Consider the following 22,136-nt stretch of genomic DNA (forward strand, 5'->3'; position numbering starts at 1 on the left):
TCAGCTACTGAGAGGGCCGCGCTGTTATAAGGGCTGGGCAGTGCGCTAGGCTCCGGCCAGCTGCCGGGTAGCGGGCTGGGCAATGATGCGGCGACGCGCCTTTTTCTTCACCGGAATGGCATCCTGCAAGATGAACAGGGCCGTTACGTAGAAAGGCCACATCGGAATGCGGTAGCGCACCAGGTTGCCGAAGTTGCCGGAGGTAATGGCTGTGCCGATGGCAAACAGCACGGAGAATACAATGCAAAACAGAACCAGAGGAGTACTGCCAATGCGGCCCAGTGTTCGGAAAAAACCCGTTTTGCGGAATACCTGAATAGTTAGGTAAGTAATCCAGAGGATTTCCAGGCCTGAGAGCAACATAACCGGGTTATTCACTTCCCACATGAAAGGGCGGAACAACCCGATAATAATAGCCTTAGGGGCTAGCTTCGGAATATCCTGCGGACCGGTAAAATCTTCCATCGAATAGCCGGAGTTGCCCATTCCCCGGCCTTTGTTAGCCTCTGCATGGCTAATGCTGTTGTGGTAAGTAGAAGCCACAGTAGCCCTATCCTCAATCTTGTCGAAGTCGTAGTTCTGGTTGCCGGAGGCTACTGACTGGCTAACGGCAAAACCTATAGCACCCCCGAGTACAATCATAATAGGCATAGCCAAGGCACGCACTATTCCGGATTTGATACGGGCGCTGTACTGCGTGGTAACCCACAGCATAACCGGGGGGATAAAGCTGATAAGAATGTAAATCTTGACGGATTTCAGCACAAACCCGGCAATGAGAATGGCGGCGGCGGCCTGCAGAACCTGCGTGCGTGCTACCAGTAAGTTATAGAAGGAGAAGAACATCCAGCCTAGTGCGCCTATGCACAAAGCATCCTTGGAAACCCCCGACCCCCAGAAAAATACAGAAGGCACAAAGAACACGGCAATGGCCAACTGCTTATACAGGCGCGGATACAGCCGCAAAAAGGTATTGTACAGCGCCCACACGCCACTAAAGCTGACGAATGCAAACATCAGCGCAATGACGGAGTACGTGTGAAAGCAGAATAGCCCAAAAAAACCGCACACTTTCACTACGAAATATTCCGTTTCGGAGTGAAACCAGTGCATCTGGGCAACATATTTCGCCATAGAGGCATCAAACTCGTTGTTGCTGGCTAGCATGAGCTTGATGCCCACGGTCGGCGAATCGAAGAATGCCTCGTGGATAGTTTTACTCTCGTTGAAGTAGTTGAACGTGTCGCCGCCCCCGTAATAGAACTGGTAGATAAGGCCCAGCGAAATAGCGCCCAGAAACTTGACTGACAGGGCCGGAATAAAATATCTTTTGGTCAGGGGGTTGGTAAAACGTTTCCGCAGGGCAAAGGCCAACCCATAGAACAGGCCGAGGTAAAGAGGCGTCAGAAATAAGTCCTTCAGTTCCATTGCAAGGTTACTTCTTAGGCTTAGCCTTCAGGTAGGCTTTGGCTTCCTGGTACTGCTCCGATTTTTTGTCAGATTTATCCAGCACCACGGTGTAGTACCGGCGTGCTGCCTGGGTGTCTTTGGCTTTATCGGCTATTCGAGCCAATGCAAGGTTAGAAAACACATAAAAACCATAGTTGGTTTCACCGTTCTGCTCAGCAAACACGATGCTGCGCTGGTAATATTCTTTGGCCTTGGTGTTGTCCTTATAGCGGTTCTGCATTAAGTATCCCATAAAGAACGTGGCGTACCGGCCACTATTGGCTTCGTAGCCCGGCAGGCCTCGGTTCAGCTTATCCAGAATATCCCGACTAACCCGCTCACACTCCCGCAACTCCCCCTGACGAAAGCAAATATTGGCGTATATCCGCTGGAAATAGCCATTATCGGGGTAGGTGGTAGCTAAGTAGCGCGAAACCGGCATGGCTTGCTCGGGCTTATCCTCTTCATTCAGAAGGATACGCATCAGAAATACCCGGGCCTCAGGGCCCACGTAAAAGCCGTTGTCGGCTACGTTGCGCAGCTGCTGCAGCCCTAGTTGCTTGTTGCCTTTGGGAAAAAACAGCAATACCGGTTTAAGCAGCGGGTAATTATCCGGAATCCAAACGGCGTAATAGTTGAATAGCGCTTGCCCAAACAAAAATTCCGGGCTAAGGCCATTGGCCTCTTTACTCTTATCCAGGTAATCGAGGGCCCGTTTGGCGCTAACGGTTGCCTTGCGCCAGTTGTGTCGCTCGGCGTGCAGGCGCCCATCAAAGCCATAGCCGGCGGCCAGAAAAAAACAGGCTTCGTAGTTCTTTGTATCGGCCTTATACATGGCTTCCCCCTTGGCAATGGTGGTGTCCATGTAGGCGAAGAACTGCTTATCGTAGAGCGTCGTCTGAATGCCGGAGGGCATAATTTTCCACCACGTACTCAGGCCCAGTAAGAAATAGGGCATGGGGTGGTTGGGGTACCGACGGCGCAGGCTCCGGAACTGCCGCTCAGCCTTGTCGTACTTGAAGTTGTAAAGGTTGTATACGGCCCCCTCCAACTCCGTCTGAATGTCCTTATCCAGCAGCAGCCAGCCTTTGGTATCAATGGCGGCCGGGGCTACATCCACGTTTTCCAGCCGTACCTGCTTCACTGTATCCGGAGAAGCCGAGGAGCGGGGCGTGTCCGGTTGCTGTGCCCAGCCCGCCAGCGGCAGGAATAGCAATAACAACAGAACATAGTAAAATCGTGGGAGCATATGTACACTTCAGTTGCGGTTTCACACACTAACAAGCTATGCCCTACGCCGCTATTCCAAAGGGCTAAAGTAGAACATTTGTCCTAGTTTTGGACAAATAAAATACGTTGTATGCAGCTTTTACACGCCCTTTGTCAGATTCCGGCACCTTCCGGTAACGAAGCCAACCTAACAGAATACTTGCTCCACTACATACACCGCTCCCAGGCAAGCTGGCGCACTCAGCCAACTGTGCTGGCCGGCGGAGAGTTCCAGGATTGCATTATTCTAGTATTTGGCCAGCCCCGCACAGCAGTGTTTGCTCACCTCGACAGTATTGGCTTTACGGTGCGCTACGGCCGAGAACTGGTACGGATTGGAGGGCCAGCTGCCGAGAGTGGGTACCGGTTGGTTGGTCACGACTCGCAGGGGGTAATAGAATGTACGTTGGTTGTAGATGATGAAACCGGGGCCTTGAGCTATAATTACCACCGGAATATTGACCGGGGTACCGAACTCACCTTCTTCTGTGACTTCCGGGAAACCGCCACCACTGTGCAAAGCTGCTACCTGGACAACCGCCTGGGCGTTTGGAACGCACTACGGTTGTGCGAGACCTTGGAACACGGCATCGTAGCATTCAGCTGCTGGGAAGAGCATGGTGGCGGCTCGGTGGCCTACCTTGCCCGTTATATCTACGAGAAATACGGCGTACGCCAGGCCCTGATTTCGGATATTACCTGGGTAACAGAAGGCGTGCAGCCGGGCCAGGGTGTGGTTATATCTCTACGCGACTCCCTGATTCCGCGCCGCAGCTACGTGGAGCGCATCCGGCGCATGGCGGAGGCGGCGGGTGTACCTCACCAGCTGGAGGTGGAAGGTAGTGGGGGCTCTGATGCCAAAGAACTGCAGCACGGGGCCCAACCCTGGGACTGGTGCTTTATCGGCGCACCCGAGGATAACGTGCACACGCCCCACGAAATCGTGGACAAGCGGGACATTGCGAGTATGCTGGCGCTGTACCAGGTGCTGATGCAGGAACTGTAGTTACGTACGGGATAAACCCAGACCTTTGCCGCGTATCAACCGCCAAGTACCAAGCGTGAGTCTTTCTACGAAACCACTGGCCCAAAGCCCCCCCCTGCAACATCTCACCTATCAGGAGCTAGATATTTTGCACACACTACGTGGCTTCTGCGCCTTTTACGTAGTGATTTTTCATGCCAAATTTATTTTGTGGTCGGGCGGAAGGCAGTACCTGCAGGTGCATCCACGCACAACCTGGGGTATACTGGATTATCTGGCTTTTGGGGCGGATATGCTGAGCTCGGCTGGCTATGAGATGGTAATTTTCTTTTTCGTGCTGTCGGGGTTTTTTATACGGTATGCGCAGTTGCGCAAGCATCGTAAACCAATAGCCTTTTATAAAAACCGAATTGTACGCATCTATCCGCCTTTTCTCTTTGCCTCAGTACTGGCGGCGGTAGGGGTATGGTGCATTGCGCAGGGGGTTCCGGCAGCATTGGCCACCGACAACGGCCGCGAACTGAATGCTACTCTGGCTCAGGCCTGGCAGGAGCTCCGTACCCTGGGAGTGGGCGGGGTAGCGCGTACGCTCGGGTTTATGCAGGTTGGTAATGTGTATATCGGGTACAATGATGTGTACTGGTCGTTGCTGCCGGAGGCTATTTTCTACTTGGTAGTTCCCTTGGCCTTCTGGCGCATCTGGGCGTATTATGGCGTATCCGTAGTGTTGCACGTAGTGGGCTTGCTCTGGACCCAGCACGGCCCTTTAAACCCCTTCACCGACTACCTGCTAACCTTCAATTTTTACTTTGCAGTGGGGGCCATGTTCTACGATGTGGTGGTACGCACACCTTGGCTGACGTGGACGCGGCGGGTGCCTGGCTGGGTACTGTATGTATTGCTGGCGGGACTGTTTGGCGGATTGCTACTCTTGGCAGTGCTGAAGCTCAAGCCACTGTCCGGACTAGTATCGGCCCTGCTAGCAATACTGAGCATGTCGACGCTGCTGGCCGGAAAAGTTTCCGGACAAAACCTGCTGATGCGCCTGCTGCACACAACAGGGGTATTCAGCTTTTCCCTCTACCTCTACCATTTTCCACTGCTGTTACTCTGTTACAGCGCCCTGGTATTGCTAACGGGAGAAACTGTATTCTATGCCCGTTACTACTGGTTGGCTCTGCCTTTGGTAACAGGCGTAGCGTATATGCTATACTGGCTAACCGAGCGGGTTTCCGTGGCTTATTTCCGAAAAGTATAAGCGTGTGGGCAGAGAGTTCTGCCTCAGAGAGTTGGAGTTGCTGGTAAAACCTCTATTTTACTCGCCAAATCGTTCCTTTCTCTCCCAACCTTAACTCCCTGTTCCCACCGTTTATGATGGATTTTCTTTACGTAGTGCCGGCTCTGGGTGTGCTGGCGTTGCTGTTCACGTGGCTGCGTGCCGGCTGGGTAAGCCGGCAGGACGCCGGTGACGAGCGGATGCGCACAATTGCCGGCTACATTGCCGACGGGGCCATTGCTTTTTTGCGGGCCGAATACAAAGTACTGGCGCTGTTTGGCCTCGTTGCCAGTGCATTTCTGTTCTACCTGGGCAGCACCGGCGAGAAATCAAGCCCGGTCATTGTCATTGCCTTCCTGATCGGGGCAGTATTCTCGGCGCTGGCAGGTTTTGTTGGGATGAAAATTGCCACCAAGGCCAATGTGCGCACGGCCCAGGCTGCCCGTACTTCGCTAAGCCAAGCCCTGAACGTATCGTTTTCCGGAGGCTCGGTAATGGGCATGGGCGTAGCAGGCCTGGCCGTATTGGGCCTGGGGTCTTTGTTTCTGGTATTCTACCAACTGTTTGTAGTTAGCCAGAACGGCTCGGCCAATGGCATTGAGATGGAAACGGCCCTGGAAGTACTCACCGGTTTTTCGCTGGGAGCCGAAAGCATTGCCCTGTTTGCCCGCGTAGGTGGGGGCATCTACACCAAAGCCGCCGATGTGGGCGCCGACTTGGTAGGCAAAGTGGAAGCTGGTATTCCCGAAGATGACCCCCGCAACCCCGCCACTATTGCCGATAACGTAGGCGACAACGTGGGCGACGTAGCCGGCATGGGTGCCGATTTGTTTGGCTCCTACGTGGCTACCATTCTGGCCACTATGGTGCTGGGGCGCGAAGTAGTAGCCCGTGGCGACCAGTTTCAGGGTCTGTCGCCCATCCTGCTGCCCATGGCCATTGCCGGAATGGGAATTGTCGCCTCGCTCATTGGCATCCTGTGCGTGCGGGTAAAGGAGGGCGGTAACGTGCAAAATGCTCTCAACCTGGGCAACTACGTGTCGGTGCTGGTGTCGGCGGCGGCCTCGTTCTTTATCATCCGCTGGATGCTGCCCGCCGAGGATCTGACCATCCGGGGCATCACCTTCAACGCCATGAATGTATTCTATGCTGTGCTGGTAGGCCTGGTGGTGGGTACCCTCATGAGCATTATTACGGAGTACTACACGGCTATGGGCAAGCGGCCGGTGCTTAGCATTGTTCGCCAGAGCAGCACGGGGCACGCTACCACCGTTATCGGGGGCCTGGCCGTGGGTATGGAAAGCACCGTGCTACCCATTCTGGTACTGGCGGCTGGCATCATTCTCAGCTACGAGTGTGCCGGTCTCTACGGTGTGGCTATTGCCGCTGCCGGTATGATGGCCACTACCGCCATGCAGCTGGCTATTGATGCCTTCGGGCCCATTGCCGACAACGCCGGCGGTATTGCCGAAATGAGCGAGCTGCCCAAGGAAGTGCGCGAGCGAACCGATATCCTCGATGCCGTGGGCAACACCACGGCTGCCACCGGCAAGGGCTTTGCCATTGCCTCAGCGGCCCTCACGTCCCTGGCGTTGTTTGCCGCCTTCATGGGTACGGCCAACATCAACGCCATTGACATCAGCAATGCCCGCGTGCTGGGTGGGTTGTTCGTAGGGGCCATGATTCCGTTCATCTTCTCGGCCCTGGCTATTGCGGCCGTAGGGCGGGCGGCCATGGCTATGGTGCAGGAAGTGCGGCGGCAGTTCCGCGAAATTCCGGGTATTATGGAGGGTACTGGCCGGCCCGAATACGAGAAATGCGTGGCTATTTCTACCCAGGCTGCCATCCGGGAAATGCTGTTGCCCGGTGCTATTGCCCTTATTGTACCGGTTATTGTGGGCTTTACCTTTGGGCCGGAGGTGCTGGGTGGTACCCTGGCCGGCGTTACGGTATCGGGGGTGCTGATGGCCATGTTCCAGAGCAACGCCGGCGGGGCCTGGGACAACGCCAAAAAAAGCTTTGAGAAAGGCGTAATGATTGATGGGCAGATGCATTACAAAGGCTCGGAAGCCCATAAGGCGTCCGTTACCGGCGATACTGTAGGCGACCCGTTCAAGGATACATCCGGCCCCAGCATGAACATCCTGATCAAGCTCATGAGCATCGTGTCGCTGGTTATTGCGCCTCACATTGCTGCCCCCGAGCGGGGCGTGGCCCAGCACCAGGAGCCCCAGTGGCAGCGCAAAACAGAAGAAGCAGTACGGCCCAAAGTGAAGTACGCCGATGTAACCGAGCGGGCCACACAGGCTGTACAGGTACTGCTGGGTAAATGAGTTGCTGGTTGCTGGTTGTCAGTTGTCAGCTTCTTCTAACAGCCAGCAACCAGCATGTGCAGAAGCCGCTTCCTACCCTGGGGGCGGCTTTTTTCTGCTACCTTTGCCCGCCCGCTCGCCCACGGCCCAACCCCAAACGGATGAACCCGGACCATATTTCACTGCATAACAAGCAGTTTGAGCCTTATTTGTCAGCCACGGAACTTCGGGTTGCCATTAAGCAGGTAGCCACGCAACTCAACCAGGATTATGCCGGGCAGCCGGTATTGTTTGTGGTGGTGCTGAACGGCTCGTTCATGTTTGCCGCCGATTTGCTGAAGGAAGTAAACCTGCCCTGTGAGGTCTGCTTTATCCGGGTGGCATCCTACCAGGGTACCAGCAGCACCGGTGAGGTAAAGCAAGTGTTAGGCCTCACCGAAGACCTGCAAGGGCGCCACGTAGTTATCCTGGAAGATATCGTGGACACTGGCCACACCATGCGTATGCTGCTCGATACGCTCGGTGCCCAGCAGCCGGCCTCCCTGGAGGTGGCTACGTTGTTTCTAAAACCGGAGTGCCTGCAGCAGGAAGTGCAGTTGCGCTACGTGGGCCTGCGGATTCCCAATGATTTCATTGTAGGCTACGGCCTCGATTTTGACGGGCTGGGCCGTAACTACCCCGATGTGTACAAGGCAGTGTAGCCCCGGCCGCCAGCTATAATTCGTTGGCTTGCGTAAAGGCTTTCCCATTCCTTGCTTATCTTTCCCAAACCCACCCGTTTTCCCCCCTTCCCGCGTAACTCCCCGCTACTCATGCTGAATCTAGTGCTCTTCGGCCCGCCCGGTGCCGGCAAAGGAACGCAAAGCCAGAAGCTTATTGCCCGCTACAACCTGGTGCATCTTTCTACCGGCGACCTGCTGCGTGCCCAGATTGCGCAAGGTACTGAGCTGGGCCTGCGTGCCAAAAAACTCATGGATGAAGGCCTGTTGGTGCCCGATGAAGTAGTCATTGGCATGATTGGCTCGGCGTTGAAAGACAACCAGCAGGCATCCGGCTTTATCTTCGACGGTTTCCCGCGCACCGTGCCCCAGGCCGAGAGCCTCGACCGGCTGCTGGCCGAGCATGAAACCAAGGTATCGTGCATGGTAGCCTTGGAAGTAGCCGAGGAGGAACTGGTAAAACGCCTGCTGGAACGGGGCAAAACCTCCGGCCGCCCCGACGACCAGGACGAATCTAAAATCCGGAAGCGCGTGACGGTGTACAACACCGAAACGGCTCAGGTGGCCGGTTACTACGCCAACCAGCAGAAATTTCATGCTCTGAACGGTATTGGCGCCATTGAGGATATCTTCGGGCAGATTTGTGCCATCCTCGATGAGCACCAGCCCGCCACTACCGAAGGCAGCCGTCAAGCAACCGACGAAGTAAAAGCGTAACTTTGCGGCCGCTACCCGCCTGGGTAGTGGCAGAACCATCTGTCATCCTGAGCGCAGCAAAGGATCTTATCACGTCTGGGCGAGTCGTTACCACGATTATCGTTCAACCGGCATAAGGTCCTTCGCTGCGCTCAGGATGACAGTTGTTTTACGTACACCCATAGAATCAAGAAATTAAGAGCGTAACAATTCTTAATTCTTAATTCTTAATTCCATTTCCAAAAGTGGCTTCCAACAATTTCATCGACTACGTCAAAATCAACTGTCGCTCGGGTAAGGGCGGGGCGGGCTCGCACCACTTTTTCCGGGCCAAGGGGCTGCCCAACGGTGGCCCCGATGGTGGCGACGGGGGCCGGGGTGGCCATATTATTCTGGAGGGTAGCTCCCAGCTCTGGACGCTGCTGCACCTCCAGTACCAGAAGCACCTGATTGCCCAGGCCGGCGAAAACGGCGGCGAAAACCTGCGCTCCGGCAAACAAGGCGAAGACATCATCATTCAGGTGCCGCTGGGAACGGTGGCCCGCGACGCCGAAACCGGCGAGAAAAAGCTGGAAATCACCGAGGACGGACAGCGCCTGATTTTGACGCCCGGCGGCCGGGGGGGCCTTGGCAACGACCATTTTAAATCGGCTACCAATCAGGCCCCCCAATACGCTCAGCCCGGCGAGCCGGGCATTGATGAATGGGTGATTCTGGAGCTCAAGCTACTAGCCGACGTGGGCCTGGTGGGCTTCCCCAATGCCGGCAAAAGCACCTTACTCTCGGTAGTATCGGCCGCCAAGCCCAAAATTGCCGACTATGCCTTTACCACCCTCACGCCCAATCTGGGGGTAGTGGCCTACCGCGACTACAAGTCGTTTGTAATGGCCGATATTCCGGGCATCATCGAGGGGGCGGCCGAAGGTAAAGGGTTGGGTCACCGCTTCCTGCGCCACATCGAGCGGAACTCTATTCTGCTGTTTATGATCAGCTGCGACTCGCCCGATATCAATGCCGAGTACGAGGTGCTGCTCAGCGAGCTGGAACAATTCAACCCCGAACTGCTGGAAAAACGTCGTCTGCTGGCCATTACCAAATCCGATTTGCTGGACGAGGAGCTGGAAGCCGAAATCCGGGCGTCGCTGCCCACGGACCTGCCCACGGTGTTCATTTCCAGCCTCACTAATAAGAATATCCAGAAGCTAAAGGATATGATTTGGGAGGCACTGCACACGCAGGAGTAGTGCAAATTCATAAACCTCTGGCACAAAATCAGTTGCAGGCCAGCTGAGTCAGCCTAATCTGACCTAGTTTTTCGGGCCACCCTAAAATAAATGCCTCATTACGGGTGCCTATTGCTGGGTAATCATCCGGATAAATGATGCGCTGGAATGGCTGTAGCTCAACACGCGGCATCTGTATTACCTCCAGTAACGCATCTACATCAGGAAATTCATCAAGCTGCACGAAAACCCCGAACTGCGCCACATGCACAATTGTGCCATGTACACGGGTACCAAAAGGGAATTGTTGCACAAGACTATTCCACTGGGCCTGGGTAAATGTGTGCTTCATCTAAGTCAAATTACTGAATCACCAACTAGGCTGCCATCAGCCCGTCAACACGGCTGAACTAAACCCCACAGCCCAACAGTTTCCGTGTCAAACTGACAGCCGCGTGGGCTTTGGCGCGCTCCTTGCGCCCTTGAGGTGGCCCAATGGCAAACTAAGTGAAAAACCCTTTCCGACGATATTTTTCGAAAATGGCTGACGAACAACAACTGCCGCAGGACGACAACCTGTCTGCCGACCAGGTGGCCGGCGAAATGACCGAAGAAACAGCTGGCCCCGGCGAAGCTGCTCCCGTGGAAGGTGAGCCCAAAGCCGAGGCTTCCAGGACCGACAATGAACTAGCCGACCTGAAGGATAAATACCTGCGTCTGGCCGCCGAGTTTGAAAACTACAAGCGTCGCACCACTAAGGAACGCGCCGATTTGTTTAAAACCGCCAACCAGGAGCTAATGGTGTCGTTGCTGCCGGTGCTCGACGACTTTGACCGGGCCCGTCATCATACCAAAGACACGGACGACGCCACTGCCGTGCGCGAGAGTGTGGATATTATCTACAACAAGCTCAACAAAACCCTCACGCAGAAGGGCCTTACTACCATGGAAACCAAAGGTGGTGCCTTCGACCCCGAGCTGCACGAGGCCATTACCCAGATTCCGGCTCCTACGGAAGAGTTGAAAGGCAAGGTTGTGGATGAGGTTGAAAAAGGCTATTACCTCGGCGACAAAGTAATCCGCCACGCCAAGGTGGTGCTGGGCAATTAGTATTGAGTAGTGGGTACTGGGTAGTAAGACACGTAAGCGTGTCAGGCTGCGCAGTATTTGTCTCAATACTCACTACATAATACTCTGTACTGAGAACCATGGCAACGAAGCGAGATTACTACGAGGTGTTGGGCGTAGCCAAAACAGCCTCCGGCGACGAGCTTAAGTCGGCGTACCGGAAGCTGGCTATTAAGTACCACCCCGACAAAAACCCCGATGACCCATCGGCGGAGGACAAGTTTAAGGAAGCCGCCGAAGCCTACGAGGTGCTCAGCGACCAGGACAAGCGGGCCCGCTACGACCGGTTTGGCCACCAGGGCGTGGGCGGCGGCGGACAGGGTCCCAGCATGGAGGACATCTTCAGCCACTTCGGCGACATCTTTGGTGGCGGCGGGGGCGGCTTTGAGAGCTTCTTCGGGGGCGGTGGCCGCGGGCAGGGTCGGCGGGTGCGGAAGGGCTCTAACCTGCGCATCAAGCTGAAGCTGGATCTGGAAGAGGTTGCAAACGGAGTTGAGAAGAAGATTAAGGTGAAGCGCTACGTGGCCTGTAACACCTGCGCGGGCACCGGTGCCAAAAACGGCACCGACCTCAAAACCTGTGGCACCTGCCAAGGGCAGGGCCAGGTGAAGCGCGTAGTACAAACCATGCTTGGCCAGATGGTAAGCGCCAGCACCTGCCCCACCTGCGAAGGCGAAGGCAAGGTGGTAACCAGCAAGTGCGACACCTGCCATGGCGAAGGCCGGCAGCTACACGAGGAGGTTATTCCCATCAACATTCCGGCCGGTGTGGCCGAGGGTATGCAGTTGAGTATGAACGGTAAAGGCAACTACCCCGAGCGGGGCGGTATTGCCGGCGACTTGCTCATCCAGATTGAGGAAGAACCCCACGAGCTGCTCAAACGCGACGGCAACAACATTATGTTCGAGCAGTACATCTCGTTCGTGGATGCTGCGCTGGGAGCCAGCATTGAGGTGCCCACCATTGAGGGTAAAGTGAAAATAAAGGTGGACCCAGGTACCCAACCGGGCAAAATCCTGCGTCTGCGCGGCAAGGGCATTAAAGACCTCAACGGCTACGGCCGCGGCGACCAGTTGATTCACCTGAGCGTGTGGACACCCAAAAACGTAACCAATGAGGAGCGGGAGCTGCTGGAAAAGCTCCGCGACGCCCGCAACTTCACGCCCAATCCTGGCAAAAACGAGAAGGGCTTCTTCGAGAAAGTGAAGGAGTACTTCCAGTAGTCACGGTTATTGACGGACTGCACGGATTCGTTCCGGTGCCGAAAACGCCCGCTTTCCTGATCAGGAGAGCGGGCGTTTTTGGTGAAATGCCTTATCAGCTGGAGGCAGGTTGCAATGCTCAGCACTGGGCCCAATGGGTGGTGGCAGCAGTTTGCCCGCATGATGTAATGCCCGTTCAGGTGGGCTTTCCGACAGTTCAGGCCCCGCAAATGCCGGTTGGTTGGAATTTCGGTGTGGCCTTTATGGGGTTCCTGTAATATTACAGCAACAACCATTCTGCCTTTCTGCTGTGAAACCACCTATCCTCGAAGTCCGCGACGTGCGCAAGCAGTACGCCGCGCATACGGCCCTCGACGGCGTAAGCCTCTCGGTACCCGATGGTTCCATCTTCGGGCTGCTAGGCCCCAATGGAGCCGGCAAAACGTCCCTTATTCGCATTATCACCCAGATTACCGGGGCCGATGCGGGACAGGTATTGTTTCGGGGTGAGCCACTGAACCCAACTCATATTGGCCGTATTGGCTACCTGCCCGAAGAGCGGGGCCTGTACAAGAAAATGAAAGTGGGGGAGCAGCTGATGTATCTGGCCCAGCTCAAGGGTATTCACAAGGATGAAGCCCGCCAGAAAATCAAGAACTGGCTGGAACGCTTCGATATTAAGTCGTGGGCGGACAAGAATATCGAGGATTTGAGCAAGGGTATGCAGCAGAAAATCCAGTTTATTGCCACCGTGGTGCACGAGCCTGAGCTGGTGATTCTGGATGAGCCTTTCTCCGGCTTCGACCCCATCAATGCCAACCTGCTCAAGGACGAAATTCTGGCCATGCGCGACCGGGGCGCCAGCATCATTTTTTCCACGCACCGCATGGAATCAGTGGAGGAAATGTGCGACCATATTGCCCTCATTAACCGCAGCCGCAAAGTACTAGATGGCCCCGTGCGCCAGGTGCGCGACGCCTACCGTACCCAAACCTACGAAGTAGAAGGTAAGGGCCGCCCGATGGTTGTGCACCCCGATTTTGAGGTGGTGAAGCATCAGGAGCGGGAAAATGGGCACTTCTACGATATTATCAAGCTCCATGCTGGTACTACGCCCAACGATTTGCTGCGCTACCTTATCGGGCCGGGTAATGTGGAGGTACATGCATTCCGGGAGATGATTCCGAGCATCAACGACATCTTTATCCGGCGGGTGCGCGAAACCCACCCCGACTACGTGCCCACCGAGGAAGAAATGGCCGTGAAAGGCTAATAGGCCCGCTTTTGAGCCCTGTTATCCTGAGCATTCCGCTTAATTCATGGAATGCTCAGGATGACAGCTGACTGAACCGGCTGCACATCCTCACTCTCTTCTTAACTCCCAGCATCTAACTCCTTCTTTCCCATGTCGAAAACCTGGCTGATTGCGCAGCGTGAATACCTGACGCGGGTGCGCAAAAAGAGCTTTATCATCATGTCATTGCTGGGGCCGTTGATTACGGCGGCCATCTTTGCCGTGCCCGTGCTCATTGCTACTATGTCGGATAACGGTAAGGTGGTGGCCGTAGCCGATGCCGGCGGGCTGTTTGCCCAGAAACTGCCCGAAGCCAAGGATGATATTAGCTTCACGCGGGTGTCGGCGGATCTGGCCACCGCGAAAGCGGAGTTTAAAAAAGCCAAATACGATGCCTTGCTCTATGTGCCCAAGCTGGATCTGGCCAACCCCGAGGGGTTTCAGGTGTTTTCGCGCAAAGGCCTGGGCATGTCGTTGCAGCGCGATATTGAGCGGGCCGTGGAAAACGCCGTAGAAACCCAGCGGCTCAGCAAAGCCGGCCTTGACCGGGCCGTGCTCGACAATATGAAGGCCGACGTAGACTTGCAAACCATCAGCCTCAGCGACGACGGGGAGCGGAGTTCCAGCACCGGCGTGAGCACCGGCGTAGCCTACGTTTGCGGCTTCCTGATTTACATGTTCATCTTCATCTACGGCATCCAGATTATGCGCGGGGTGATGGAAGAAAAGACCAACCGCATTGTGGAAGTGGTTATTTCCTCCGTGAAGCCTTTTGAGCTAATGATGGGAAAGGTGCTGGGCATTGCCGGCGTGGGCTTTACGCAGCTGGCGCTGTGGGTGCTGCTGTCGTTGGGCATCACGACGGCCGTTACGGGCTCAATCAGTCCTGAGAAAATTGCCCAGAGTCGGGTGGAGCAGGTGAATAAGGCTACCGGCACCACGGCAGTCATGAAGAAGGACACAAAGAAAGAGGGCAACGCCATGGTGCAGGCTCTGAGAAACGCCGACATCAATGTAGCCCTGATTGCTGGCTGCTTCCTGTTCTATTTCCTGGGCGGCTACCTGTTTTATGGAGCCTTGTTCGGAGCCATTGGTTCAGCCGTGGACAGCGAAACCGATACCCAGCAGTTCATGATGCCAGTGACGATGCCGCTGGTGCTCACCTTCGTGGTGGCTCAGGCCACGCTCACGACCAATCCCAACGGGCAGGTGGCGTTCTGGATGTCGATGATTCCGTTTACCTCGCCCATTGCCATGATGATGCGCCTGCCGTTTGGGGGCGTGCCCATGTGGCAGCTGGGCCTCTCCATGCTGCTACTGATTGCGGGCTTCGTGGGCACCATCTGGCTGGCTGCCCGCATCTACCGCGTGGGTATTCTTATGTACGGCAAAAAAGTGACCTACGGCGAGCTGTCGAAGTGGCTGTTTTACAAAGGCTAAGTTTTGTTCCCCTCAGATTGCGCTTCCGCTGCCCCGGCCCCGAAAGGTGCTGGGGCAGCTTCGTGTTAGCCCGGGTATGGTCCCTGTCATTCTGAGCAGGGCAAGAAACCTGGGTGAAAACAGACAACGGTTCCACCCAGGTTGGAATGACCAGTCCTGGCTCGGGTAGCCGCTTGGTGCCGGGCTGTTACGTATCTTGGGGGCTAACGCCGGCCGAAGTGCCGGCCGCTACCCTTTCTCCTCATTATAGCATGTTAGCCCAAGTGAAATATTGTGCCGCGTGGCTGGGAGCCGCTGGCTTACTACTGACCACCTCTGCCTGCCAGGATGAGGTAGAAAAGCTCAATGACACCGTGCAGTTTAAGGTGGCCCTGCGGGTGAAGGGCGAAAAGCTGCAGGGCCTCGGGGCCGGAATGGAGTACACTACCACCCGCAACACCAATACCAACCCTACAACCGAGCCCACCGTGCGCTACACTTACCCGGTAGCCGTGGATACCACTTACCAACTCGGCAACTACAGCTTGTACGATGACCTGGCAGCCACTATCAGCATGAATAAAGTTAGTTGCACCACCACGCCCAAACCCGGCCCCGGCAGCTACCTGCGCCTGGATATTCTGGTGAACGACAAAGTATATGAAACCAAAACCCTGGGCGGTACGGCCCCCCAGCCCAGCGTGTGTACGCCCTTCTGGCTGATTTTGATGGGTCCCGGAGCCAGTGGCGACGACTGGGACGACTAGCCGCCCCGTGGCTTAGTGTTGCCGGCGTTGTTGCTGAATCCGGTCGAACTCGGCCTCATAGTCCTCGAACTCGGTGCCCAGCAGCCGGTCCCAGATGCGCAGGTGCACGCCGTAGTTGCCCCGTACTTTACGGTGATGCATGTTGTGGTGGGTGCTGGAGGTAAAGAAGCGCAGCCAGCCCCGGTTGAAGCCCGCCGGGTACAGCTCATAGCCGAGGTGGGCCTTCACGTTGTCGAGCAGGCCCCAGAGCTGCACCAGCCCCAGCACCGGCGCATAAATGGGGATAATGCAGGCGGCCGGCACTATCCAGGCCGACAGCAGCACGGGCTCCAGCCAGTGAAAGGACAGCGAGGAGAAGGGGTTTACATCAACGCTCTGGTGGTGCACCCGGTGTACCCAGCGGTAAAGCCAGGGGCGGTGCAAGAGGCGGTGCATCCAGTAAAACCAGGTATCATCGAGCAGCAGCAGCACAAAAAAACCGGCTACGCTCCATACCGGATGCTCCTCGAAGCGCGTGTAGATGCGGGTATAACCCAGGCTACTCAGGTAGAGCACCACGCTGGCAAACAGCGCGCCCACTAGCAGTGTGCCCAGGGCATGGCGTAGCTCAGAGCGAATCTGCCGGCCATCGGCCCGCTGCCGCTGCTGGATCCGCCAGGCAGCAAAGCGCACCTTGAACTTCTTCCAAAAAATGAAGTAGGCCAGCGTAATAACGGAGCCGTTGAGCAACAGGCCCTGTAAAAAGCCTAAGGGCAATTCGCGAAGAATGGTATGTAGCGCATCCATAGCAGCAGATGAGAAAAAAAGATCTGCTGCAAAGGTGGGCCCGCCACCGGCCGGCGCTACTTGACAATTGTTAGTAAAGTGGCTGCTCAGGACATTTGCCGACGGATGCGGCTCAGGCTTTCGGGCTGCATACCCAGGTAAGAGGCAATATCCTGCATGGCCAAGTGCTGCAGAATACCGGGCTGCTCGCTGAGCAGCTTCTGGTAGCGCTGCTCGGCACTGCGGGTGGCCAGGTCGTGAGCCCGGGCCGCGGTGAGGGCCATAGCCTGCTCAAAAATCAACAGACTGAATTGCTTAAAGGCCTCGCTTGCCTGAATCAGGGCCCGCAAATGCGGCCCGGTGATGCGCAGCAGCTCACAGTCGGTAGCGCACACGGCCGTATCGGGGGCGGGTTGCTGCTGCACAAAGCTCAGGAACGAAGTGAAAAAGGTGCCCGGTACGCCAATGTAGGAGGTAGAAGTCCTGCCGTTCTCATCGGTAGAGAATAGCCGGGTGTACCCGCGGTTGAGGAAGTATAAGTACCCGGGTACTTTGCCAGCGGCCTCCAGTACCTCGTTTTTGCCGCGCACAATTGGCTCGAAATACTGCTGGCATAAGGCGACGGCCGGAGCATCGAGCGGGAATTTTTGCTGTATGATGCGGAGAAGCTGGGTGTGCATTGTAGATGGAGAAGGCCACGCCCGGCGGCGTAGCCGGACAGAAAACTAACGGAAAGTACGGCGGGTTTACCAACTTGTGGTCCCAACCTTCGGGGCCGTCAACTTTCTCTGTATGTTCCGTTTTCTGTTTCTTTTTAGCCTGCTGCTGCTCGCCGGGCGGCCCCTGCCTGCCCAGGACCGGCCGGCTTACCGCTTGTTCAGGGCGGCTGGCAAGCCCACCGCCTACGGCCAGATGCTGAAGGAGCTGGCTGCTGCCGATGTGGTATTTTTTGGCGAGCAGCACAACGACCCAATTGCGCACTGGCTGGAGCTGCAGCTTGCCAAGGACCTGCTGCGCCTGCGCCAGGGCCAGCTGGTATTGGGCCTGGAAATGTTTGAGCGCGACGTGCAGCCCCTCGTGGACCAGTATACCACCGGCGAACTGGACGATAAGGCCTTTGAGGCCGACAGCCGCCCCTGGCCTAACTATGCCACCGACTACAAGCCCCTGCTGCAACTGGCGCGGCAGCAGAAGTTCCGGGTGGTGGGCACCAACGTGCCACGCCGCTACGCTTCCCAGGTGGCGAAAGGCGGCCTGCCGGTGCTCGATGCGCTGCCTGCCCCCGAAAAGCTCTGGCTGCCTCCGTTGCCGCTGCTGGTAGATTTCAACTTGCCCGGTTACCAGACCATGGCCAAGATGTTCGGTACCGATGCGGCCCACGGGGCCGGCGTGCAGAACATCATCCGGGCTCAGGCTCTCAAAGATGCCACCATGGCCTACTTTCTCCAGCAGGCCCGGCCCGAAGGCCACCTGCTGCTTCACCTTAACGGCGCCTACCACTCCGATAACCACGACGGCATCCTGGCCTACCTGCGCCAGTACAACCCGAAGCTGAAAGTGCTTACCATCAGTACTGTCTCGCAGGCCGGCCTCGACAAGCTGGAGCTGGAGCACCAGCAGAAAGCCGACTTTGTGGTAGTGGTGCCTGAGGATATGACTAAAACCTATTAAACCCAACGGGCGTGTCATGCCGAAGGCACCTTCTGGCGTAATGTGCGTAACAAGTGCCAGCTGACATCCATTTCCCTGTATGATTTCCACCCACACCCCTACTGCCCTGCCCGACGCGGCCACATTGCAGCGCCTCTGCATTTCGCTGGCGGCTCTGGATGCCATCAATTCGCCCGAGCCCGAATACCGCTACTACACCTACAACCCGCAGTGGGATGAAGGAGAGGCTGTGTTCGAAATGAGTGATGGGGAAGGAGACCAGATGCTGGTGCTGTTCCGACCCGAAGGCTGCGTTATCAACGGCTTTCTGCACGAATACGACCAACCCGATAAGGCCCAGGTGACGCGGGGCCTGCCCGATGCTTTCGAGGAATTCATCTTTGGCGAACCGGTTGCCTCCATTGGTACCACGTTTTGCGTGTGGTACACGCCGGCCTACGGCTGGCAAACCGGCGTGGTAGAACATGAGGACGACGGCTCGGAGGAGCTGCTAGCTATTTTCGATCAGAACCCGGCCACTTACGCCGACTGGGCGAATGAGTACTACCTCGACGAAACCGAGCGGGAGCCGCTGGAAGCAGAAGCCGTAGCCACTCTCTACCACCACGAGCTTCTTACCAAGGCGCGTGCCCTGGCGCTTAACAATGAGCTGGAAGACTGGGCTCAACTAGCCGCCGACCTGCAGGCAATCGGCTACCCGCACGAGCTGCATTAGCCATCCTGCGACCAGGCCCGTACGGCCCGCACTGCCCGGTGCCAGCCGTCAATGCCTTCAGTAGTAGCTGTTAGCCCGGCTTTGGGCTTGAAAACCTTGCCCAGCTGTCCGGTGGATTGAATGTCATCCGGGCTTGCCCAGTAGCCCACGGCCAGGCCCGCTAGGTAAGCTGCCCCTAGGGCAGTGCTTTCCAGAATGCGTGGGCGGATAACCGTGGTATGCAGTATATCGGCCTGAAATTGCATGAGTAAGTTATTGGCTGAGGCGCCCCCATCTACCCGCAGCTCCGCAATGGGCAGGCCAGAGTCGGTTTTCATGGCCTCAAGCACATCCATCGTCTGGAAGGCAATGGCTTCCAGGCTAGCCCGGGCAATATGCGCCGCGGTGGTAGCCCGGCTCATTCCAAGCAGAGTGCCCCGGGCGTAAGGGTCCCAGTGCGGGGCGCCCAACCCGGCAAAGGCCGGTACAAAATAGACCCCACCGGTTCCACTTACCTGCCGGGCCAGCGCCTCTATTTCCGCCGCAGTTTTGATAATGCCCAGGTTGTCGCGCACCCATTGCACTACCGCGCCGGCCATAAAGATGCTACCTTCCAGCGCGTAGTGTACCTGCCCATTTAGTTGCCAGGCCACGGTGGTAAGCAATTTGTTGCGGGAGGGTACAGGAGTAGTTCCGGTGTTCATGAGCAGAAAGCAGCCGGTACCATAGGTGCTCTTTACCATGCCGGGCTCGGAGCAGTGCTGCCCGAATAAAGCCGCTTGCTGGTCGCCGGCAATACCGGCGAGAGGAATTTTGGAGGCAAACACGGTGGTTTTGGTATGGCCGTATACCTCGCTCGAGGACCGCACTTCCGGTAGCATACTGCGCGGAATGTCAAACAGGGCCAATAGTTCATCATCCCATTGCAGGGTATGTATGTTGAAGAGCATAGTGCGCGAGGCATTGGAAACGTCCGTAATGTGCAGCTCTCCCTGGGTGAAGTTCCAGATAAGCCAGCTGTCTATGGTACCGAAAGCCAACTGGCCGGCCTCTGCTTTCCGACGGGCACCCCGTACATTGTCGAGAATCCAGCGCACCTTGCTGGCCGAAAAATAGGCATCCAGCAACAGGCCGGTTTTCTCCCGGATGCCTTCCTCCCGGCCCTCGGTCCGTAGCTGGTCGCAGAATGCAGCTGTGCGGCGGTCCTGCCACACAATGGCATTGTACACGGGCTTGCCGGTTTTGCGGTTCCACACCACCACGGTTTCGCGCTGGTTGGTAATACCAAGGGCCGCAATGCTCCGGCCATTTTGTCCGGCCTTCACGGTGGCCTCCGCCGCCACGCCCGCCTGCGTCGACCAGATTTCCTGCGGATCATGCTCTACCCAGCCGGGCTTCGGGAAAAACTGCGTAAACTCCTTCTGTGCTTGCGCCACAATACGCCCTTTCCGGTCGAAGAGAATAGCGCGGGAGCTGGTGGTACCTTGGTCGAGGGCGAGAATGTACTGGGGCATGGAAACGAGCAAAGAACCAAGCGGGAACAAAGGTGCCAAGGCCGGCTTGAACGTGAGCAAACCCGGCTATCTGGTTAGTATGTCAGCTGTTGGAGTCGGCTGGAGGGGCTGGTAGCGCTGAGCCAGGGCCGTAAATGCAGCCACCTGCTGTTGCTGCCAGGCCGGGTCGTGGCCTAGCTCCTGGGCCAGTAGTGCGGCTACTTGCGGGGCAGCCCCGATGGCGGCTTTGGCATCCAGAAACAACATCCGTACGCGGCGGGCCAGCACGTCTTCCACGGTGCGGGCCATTTCGAAGCGGGCGGCCCATACTACTTCGGCGGCCAGAAAGGGCAGCTGCGGGTCCAGCTTCCGGCCCAGCTCCGGCCGCTGTACAACAAGCTCCAACAGGGCGGGCTGGTCGGAGCCATACACGTAAAGGTGGTTGCTGTAGTCAGTAGTTGGCTGCGCGCCGTGAATCCGCAGCGTAGCGGTTTGGCTGGCCGCCTTGGGGAGCCTGCCCAGCGCAATAGCCTTATCCACGGTGTCCTGGCCCATGCGGCGGTAGGTAGTCCATTTGCCGCCCGTGATGGTAAGCAGGCCGCCCGCCGATACCAGCAATTTATGGCTGCGCGAAATTTCCTTGGTGGCGGCCGAGCCGTTCTGTGGGGCCGCCAGAGGCCGGAGGCCGGCAAAAACGCTCAGCACATCGGCGCGTTGGGGTGGATGGGCCAGATAACGGCCGGCTGTGCGCAGGATAAAGTCAATTTCCGCCTCCAAAGCCTGCGGTTCCTCGTCGTATTCGTCCAGGGGCGTATCAGTAGTGCCCACCAGCACACGGTTGTGCCATGGTACGGCAAACAGCACGCGGCCGTCGTCGGTCTTCGGAAGCATGAGGGCATCGTCGCCGGGTAAAAACGACACTTCAAGTACCAGATGCACGCCCTGGCTGGGCCGCACCAGCTTAGGCCTGCCGGGTTGGTCCAGCTGCAATATCTCATCCACGAAAACACCCGTGGCATTTACGACTACCTTGCTGCGCAGCTCATACGTTTGGCCCGTTTCTTCATCGAGGGCGCGTACGCCAACCACCTGGCCATTTTCGTCCTTCAGCATACCAGTTACGGCAACGTGGTTAAGTAACGTTCCTCCCAGCTCTATCCCCGTCTGGGCCAGGTTCACGGCCAGGCGGGCGTCGTCAAACTGTCCATCCTGGTATACCACCCCGCCCCGTAACCCCTGGGGCCGAATGTTAGAAAGGCGCCGCAGGGTTTGCTGCCGGCTAATGTGCGTTGCGGCGCCCAGACTCAATTTGCCGGCCAGCAGGTCGTAGAGCTTTAGACCAATGGTATAGAACGCTCCGCCCCACCACTCATAATTCGGGATAATAAATGACTGGTTTTTGCAGAGGTGAGGGGCGTTTTTCAGCAGCAGCCCCCGCTCGTACAAGGCTTCCCGCACCAGTCCAACATCGCCCTGAGCCAGGTAGCGCACCCCGCCGTGCACCAGTTTGGTGCTGCGGCTGCTGGTGCCCTTGGCAAAATCGGTGCGCTCCAGCAGTAGTGTTTTGTAGCCCCGGCTCAGCCCATCCAGCGCCACGCCCAGCCCGGTAGCCCCGCCCCCAATCACCAGCAGGTCCCAGACCGGGGTAGTATCAAGCTGCCGGAGCAGGGTAGCACGTTGGAAGGGCAGGGGGCTGGGCAGAGGCTGCATCGAAAGACGAATAGAAAACTTCTGCTCTCAACGGATTCGGCCGGAAATGGATAATTTCCGGCTC

The 22,136-nt window shown here is 56.9% G+C and carries 20 protein-coding genes; 13 read left to right on the forward strand and 7 right to left on the reverse strand.

What is annotated here, in order from left to right:
- Nucleotides 1-45: 45 nt before the first annotated feature.
- Both EI290_RS03995 and EI290_RS04000 read right to left on the reverse strand, forming a co-directional pair.
- On the reverse strand, nucleotides 46-1,428 hold the full coding sequence (locus tag EI290_RS03995; protein WP_125427008.1) for a hypothetical protein: 1,383 nt from the start codon (nucleotides 1,426-1,428) through the stop codon (nucleotides 46-48).
- A 7-nt stretch (nucleotides 1,429-1,435) separates the two neighbouring features.
- On the reverse strand, nucleotides 1,436-2,698 hold the full coding sequence (locus tag EI290_RS04000) for a YfgM family protein (protein ID WP_125427010.1): 1,263 nt from the start codon (nucleotides 2,696-2,698) through the stop codon (nucleotides 1,436-1,438).
- Nucleotides 2,699-2,809: 111 nt separating this feature from the next.
- Between EI290_RS04000 and EI290_RS04005 the strand changes: the two genes are divergently transcribed.
- The 6 genes from EI290_RS04005 to obgE all read left to right on the forward strand — a co-directional run bounded on the left by EI290_RS04005 (nucleotide 2,810) and on the right by obgE (nucleotide 9,950).
- Nucleotides 2,810-3,724, forward strand: coding sequence for a M20/M25/M40 family metallo-hydrolase (locus EI290_RS04005; RefSeq protein ID WP_125427012.1), 915 nt, complete (start codon nucleotides 2,810-2,812; stop codon nucleotides 3,722-3,724).
- Between the two features lie 55 nt (nucleotides 3,725-3,779).
- Complete coding sequence (locus EI290_RS04010; RefSeq protein WP_262706390.1) at nucleotides 3,780-4,961, forward strand: acyltransferase family protein; 1,182 nt, start codon at nucleotides 3,780-3,782, stop codon at nucleotides 4,959-4,961.
- A gap of 113 nt (nucleotides 4,962-5,074) precedes the next feature.
- Complete coding sequence (locus EI290_RS04015; RefSeq protein WP_246008843.1) at nucleotides 5,075-7,312, forward strand: sodium-translocating pyrophosphatase; 2,238 nt, start codon at nucleotides 5,075-5,077, stop codon at nucleotides 7,310-7,312.
- Between the two features lie 188 nt (nucleotides 7,313-7,500).
- The gene (gene hpt / locus EI290_RS04020; protein WP_317127457.1) at nucleotides 7,501-7,992 is read left to right on the forward strand and encodes a hypoxanthine phosphoribosyltransferase; all 492 of its coding nucleotides are present in this window, start codon (nucleotides 7,501-7,503) and stop codon (nucleotides 7,990-7,992) included.
- 111 nt (nucleotides 7,993-8,103) lie between these two features.
- A complete protein-coding gene (locus tag EI290_RS04025; RefSeq protein ID WP_125427018.1) occupies nucleotides 8,104-8,727 on the forward strand; it encodes an adenylate kinase in 624 nt (207 codons plus the stop codon).
- Nucleotides 8,728-8,951: 224 nt separating this feature from the next.
- Nucleotides 8,952-9,950: a GTPase ObgE gene (gene obgE / locus EI290_RS04030; RefSeq protein ID WP_125427020.1), complete on the forward strand. Its 999-nt coding sequence runs from the start codon at nucleotides 8,952-8,954 to the stop codon at nucleotides 9,948-9,950.
- 28 nt (nucleotides 9,951-9,978) lie between these two features.
- Here the strand turns inward: obgE and EI290_RS04035 are convergent, their stop codons facing one another.
- Nucleotides 9,979-10,281 (reverse strand): S1 RNA-binding domain-containing protein, encoded by a 303-nt coding sequence (locus tag EI290_RS04035; RefSeq protein ID WP_125427022.1) that lies wholly within the window; start codon nucleotides 10,279-10,281, stop codon nucleotides 9,979-9,981.
- A gap of 188 nt (nucleotides 10,282-10,469) precedes the next feature.
- Here EI290_RS04035 and EI290_RS04040 point away from each other — a divergent pair, with 188 nt between their 5' ends.
- From EI290_RS04040 to EI290_RS04060, 5 genes are all read left to right on the forward strand, one after another.
- Entirely contained in the window at nucleotides 10,470-11,039 is a 570-nt protein-coding gene (locus EI290_RS04040) for a nucleotide exchange factor GrpE (protein ID WP_125427024.1), read from the forward strand.
- 98 nt (nucleotides 11,040-11,137) lie between these two features.
- Nucleotides 11,138-12,280 (forward strand): molecular chaperone DnaJ, encoded by a 1,143-nt coding sequence (gene dnaJ / locus EI290_RS04045; RefSeq protein ID WP_125427026.1) that lies wholly within the window; start codon nucleotides 11,138-11,140, stop codon nucleotides 12,278-12,280.
- A 289-nt stretch (nucleotides 12,281-12,569) separates the two neighbouring features.
- Nucleotides 12,570-13,532: an ABC transporter ATP-binding protein gene (locus EI290_RS04050; RefSeq protein ID WP_125427028.1), complete on the forward strand. Its 963-nt coding sequence runs from the start codon at nucleotides 12,570-12,572 to the stop codon at nucleotides 13,530-13,532.
- 132 nt (nucleotides 13,533-13,664) lie between these two features.
- Nucleotides 13,665-14,993 carry an ABC transporter permease gene (locus EI290_RS04055; protein WP_125427030.1) on the forward strand — a complete coding sequence of 443 codons (1,329 nt, stop codon included), beginning with the start codon at nucleotides 13,665-13,667 and terminating at the stop codon, nucleotides 14,991-14,993.
- A 251-nt stretch (nucleotides 14,994-15,244) separates the two neighbouring features.
- Complete coding sequence (locus EI290_RS04060) at nucleotides 15,245-15,739, forward strand: hypothetical protein (protein ID WP_125427032.1); 495 nt, start codon at nucleotides 15,245-15,247, stop codon at nucleotides 15,737-15,739.
- Between the two features lie 12 nt (nucleotides 15,740-15,751).
- Here the strand turns inward: EI290_RS04060 and EI290_RS04065 are convergent, their stop codons facing one another.
- Both EI290_RS04065 and EI290_RS04070 read right to left on the reverse strand, forming a co-directional pair.
- Nucleotides 15,752-16,525, reverse strand: a complete 774-nt coding sequence (locus EI290_RS04065; RefSeq protein WP_125427034.1) for a sterol desaturase family protein — start codon at nucleotides 16,523-16,525, stop codon at nucleotides 15,752-15,754.
- Between the two features lie 86 nt (nucleotides 16,526-16,611).
- Nucleotides 16,612-17,184 (reverse strand): Crp/Fnr family transcriptional regulator, encoded by a 573-nt coding sequence (locus EI290_RS04070; RefSeq protein ID WP_125427036.1) that lies wholly within the window; start codon nucleotides 17,182-17,184, stop codon nucleotides 16,612-16,614.
- 112 nt (nucleotides 17,185-17,296) lie between these two features.
- On the opposite strand from EI290_RS04070, the gene EI290_RS04075 reads away from it, so the two are divergent.
- Together EI290_RS04075 and EI290_RS04080 are read left to right on the forward strand one after the other, a co-directional pair.
- Entirely contained in the window at nucleotides 17,297-18,175 is an 879-nt protein-coding gene (locus EI290_RS04075; protein WP_125427038.1) for a ChaN family lipoprotein, read from the forward strand.
- Nucleotides 18,176-18,254: 79 nt separating this feature from the next.
- Nucleotides 18,255-18,890: a hypothetical protein gene (locus EI290_RS04080; protein WP_125427039.1), complete on the forward strand. Its 636-nt coding sequence runs from the start codon at nucleotides 18,255-18,257 to the stop codon at nucleotides 18,888-18,890.
- On the opposite strand, the gene glpK is transcribed toward EI290_RS04080, so the two are convergent.
- Together glpK and EI290_RS04090 are read right to left on the reverse strand one after the other, a co-directional pair.
- Nucleotides 18,887-20,383, reverse strand: coding sequence for a glycerol kinase GlpK (gene glpK, locus EI290_RS04085; RefSeq protein ID WP_125427041.1), 1,497 nt, complete (start codon nucleotides 20,381-20,383; stop codon nucleotides 18,887-18,889). The two genes, EI290_RS04080 and glpK, sit on opposite strands and share 4 nt — an antisense overlap.
- A gap of 66 nt (nucleotides 20,384-20,449) precedes the next feature.
- Nucleotides 20,450-22,072 (reverse strand): glycerol-3-phosphate dehydrogenase/oxidase, encoded by a 1,623-nt coding sequence (locus EI290_RS04090; RefSeq protein WP_125427043.1) that lies wholly within the window; start codon nucleotides 22,070-22,072, stop codon nucleotides 20,450-20,452.
- Nucleotides 22,073-22,136: the final 64 nt, after the last annotated feature.

Origin of the sequence: Hymenobacter metallilatus (genome assembly GCF_003944705.1) — a bacterium.
Taxonomy (GTDB): Bacteria; Bacteroidota; Bacteroidia; order Cytophagales; family Hymenobacteraceae; genus Hymenobacter; species Hymenobacter metallilatus.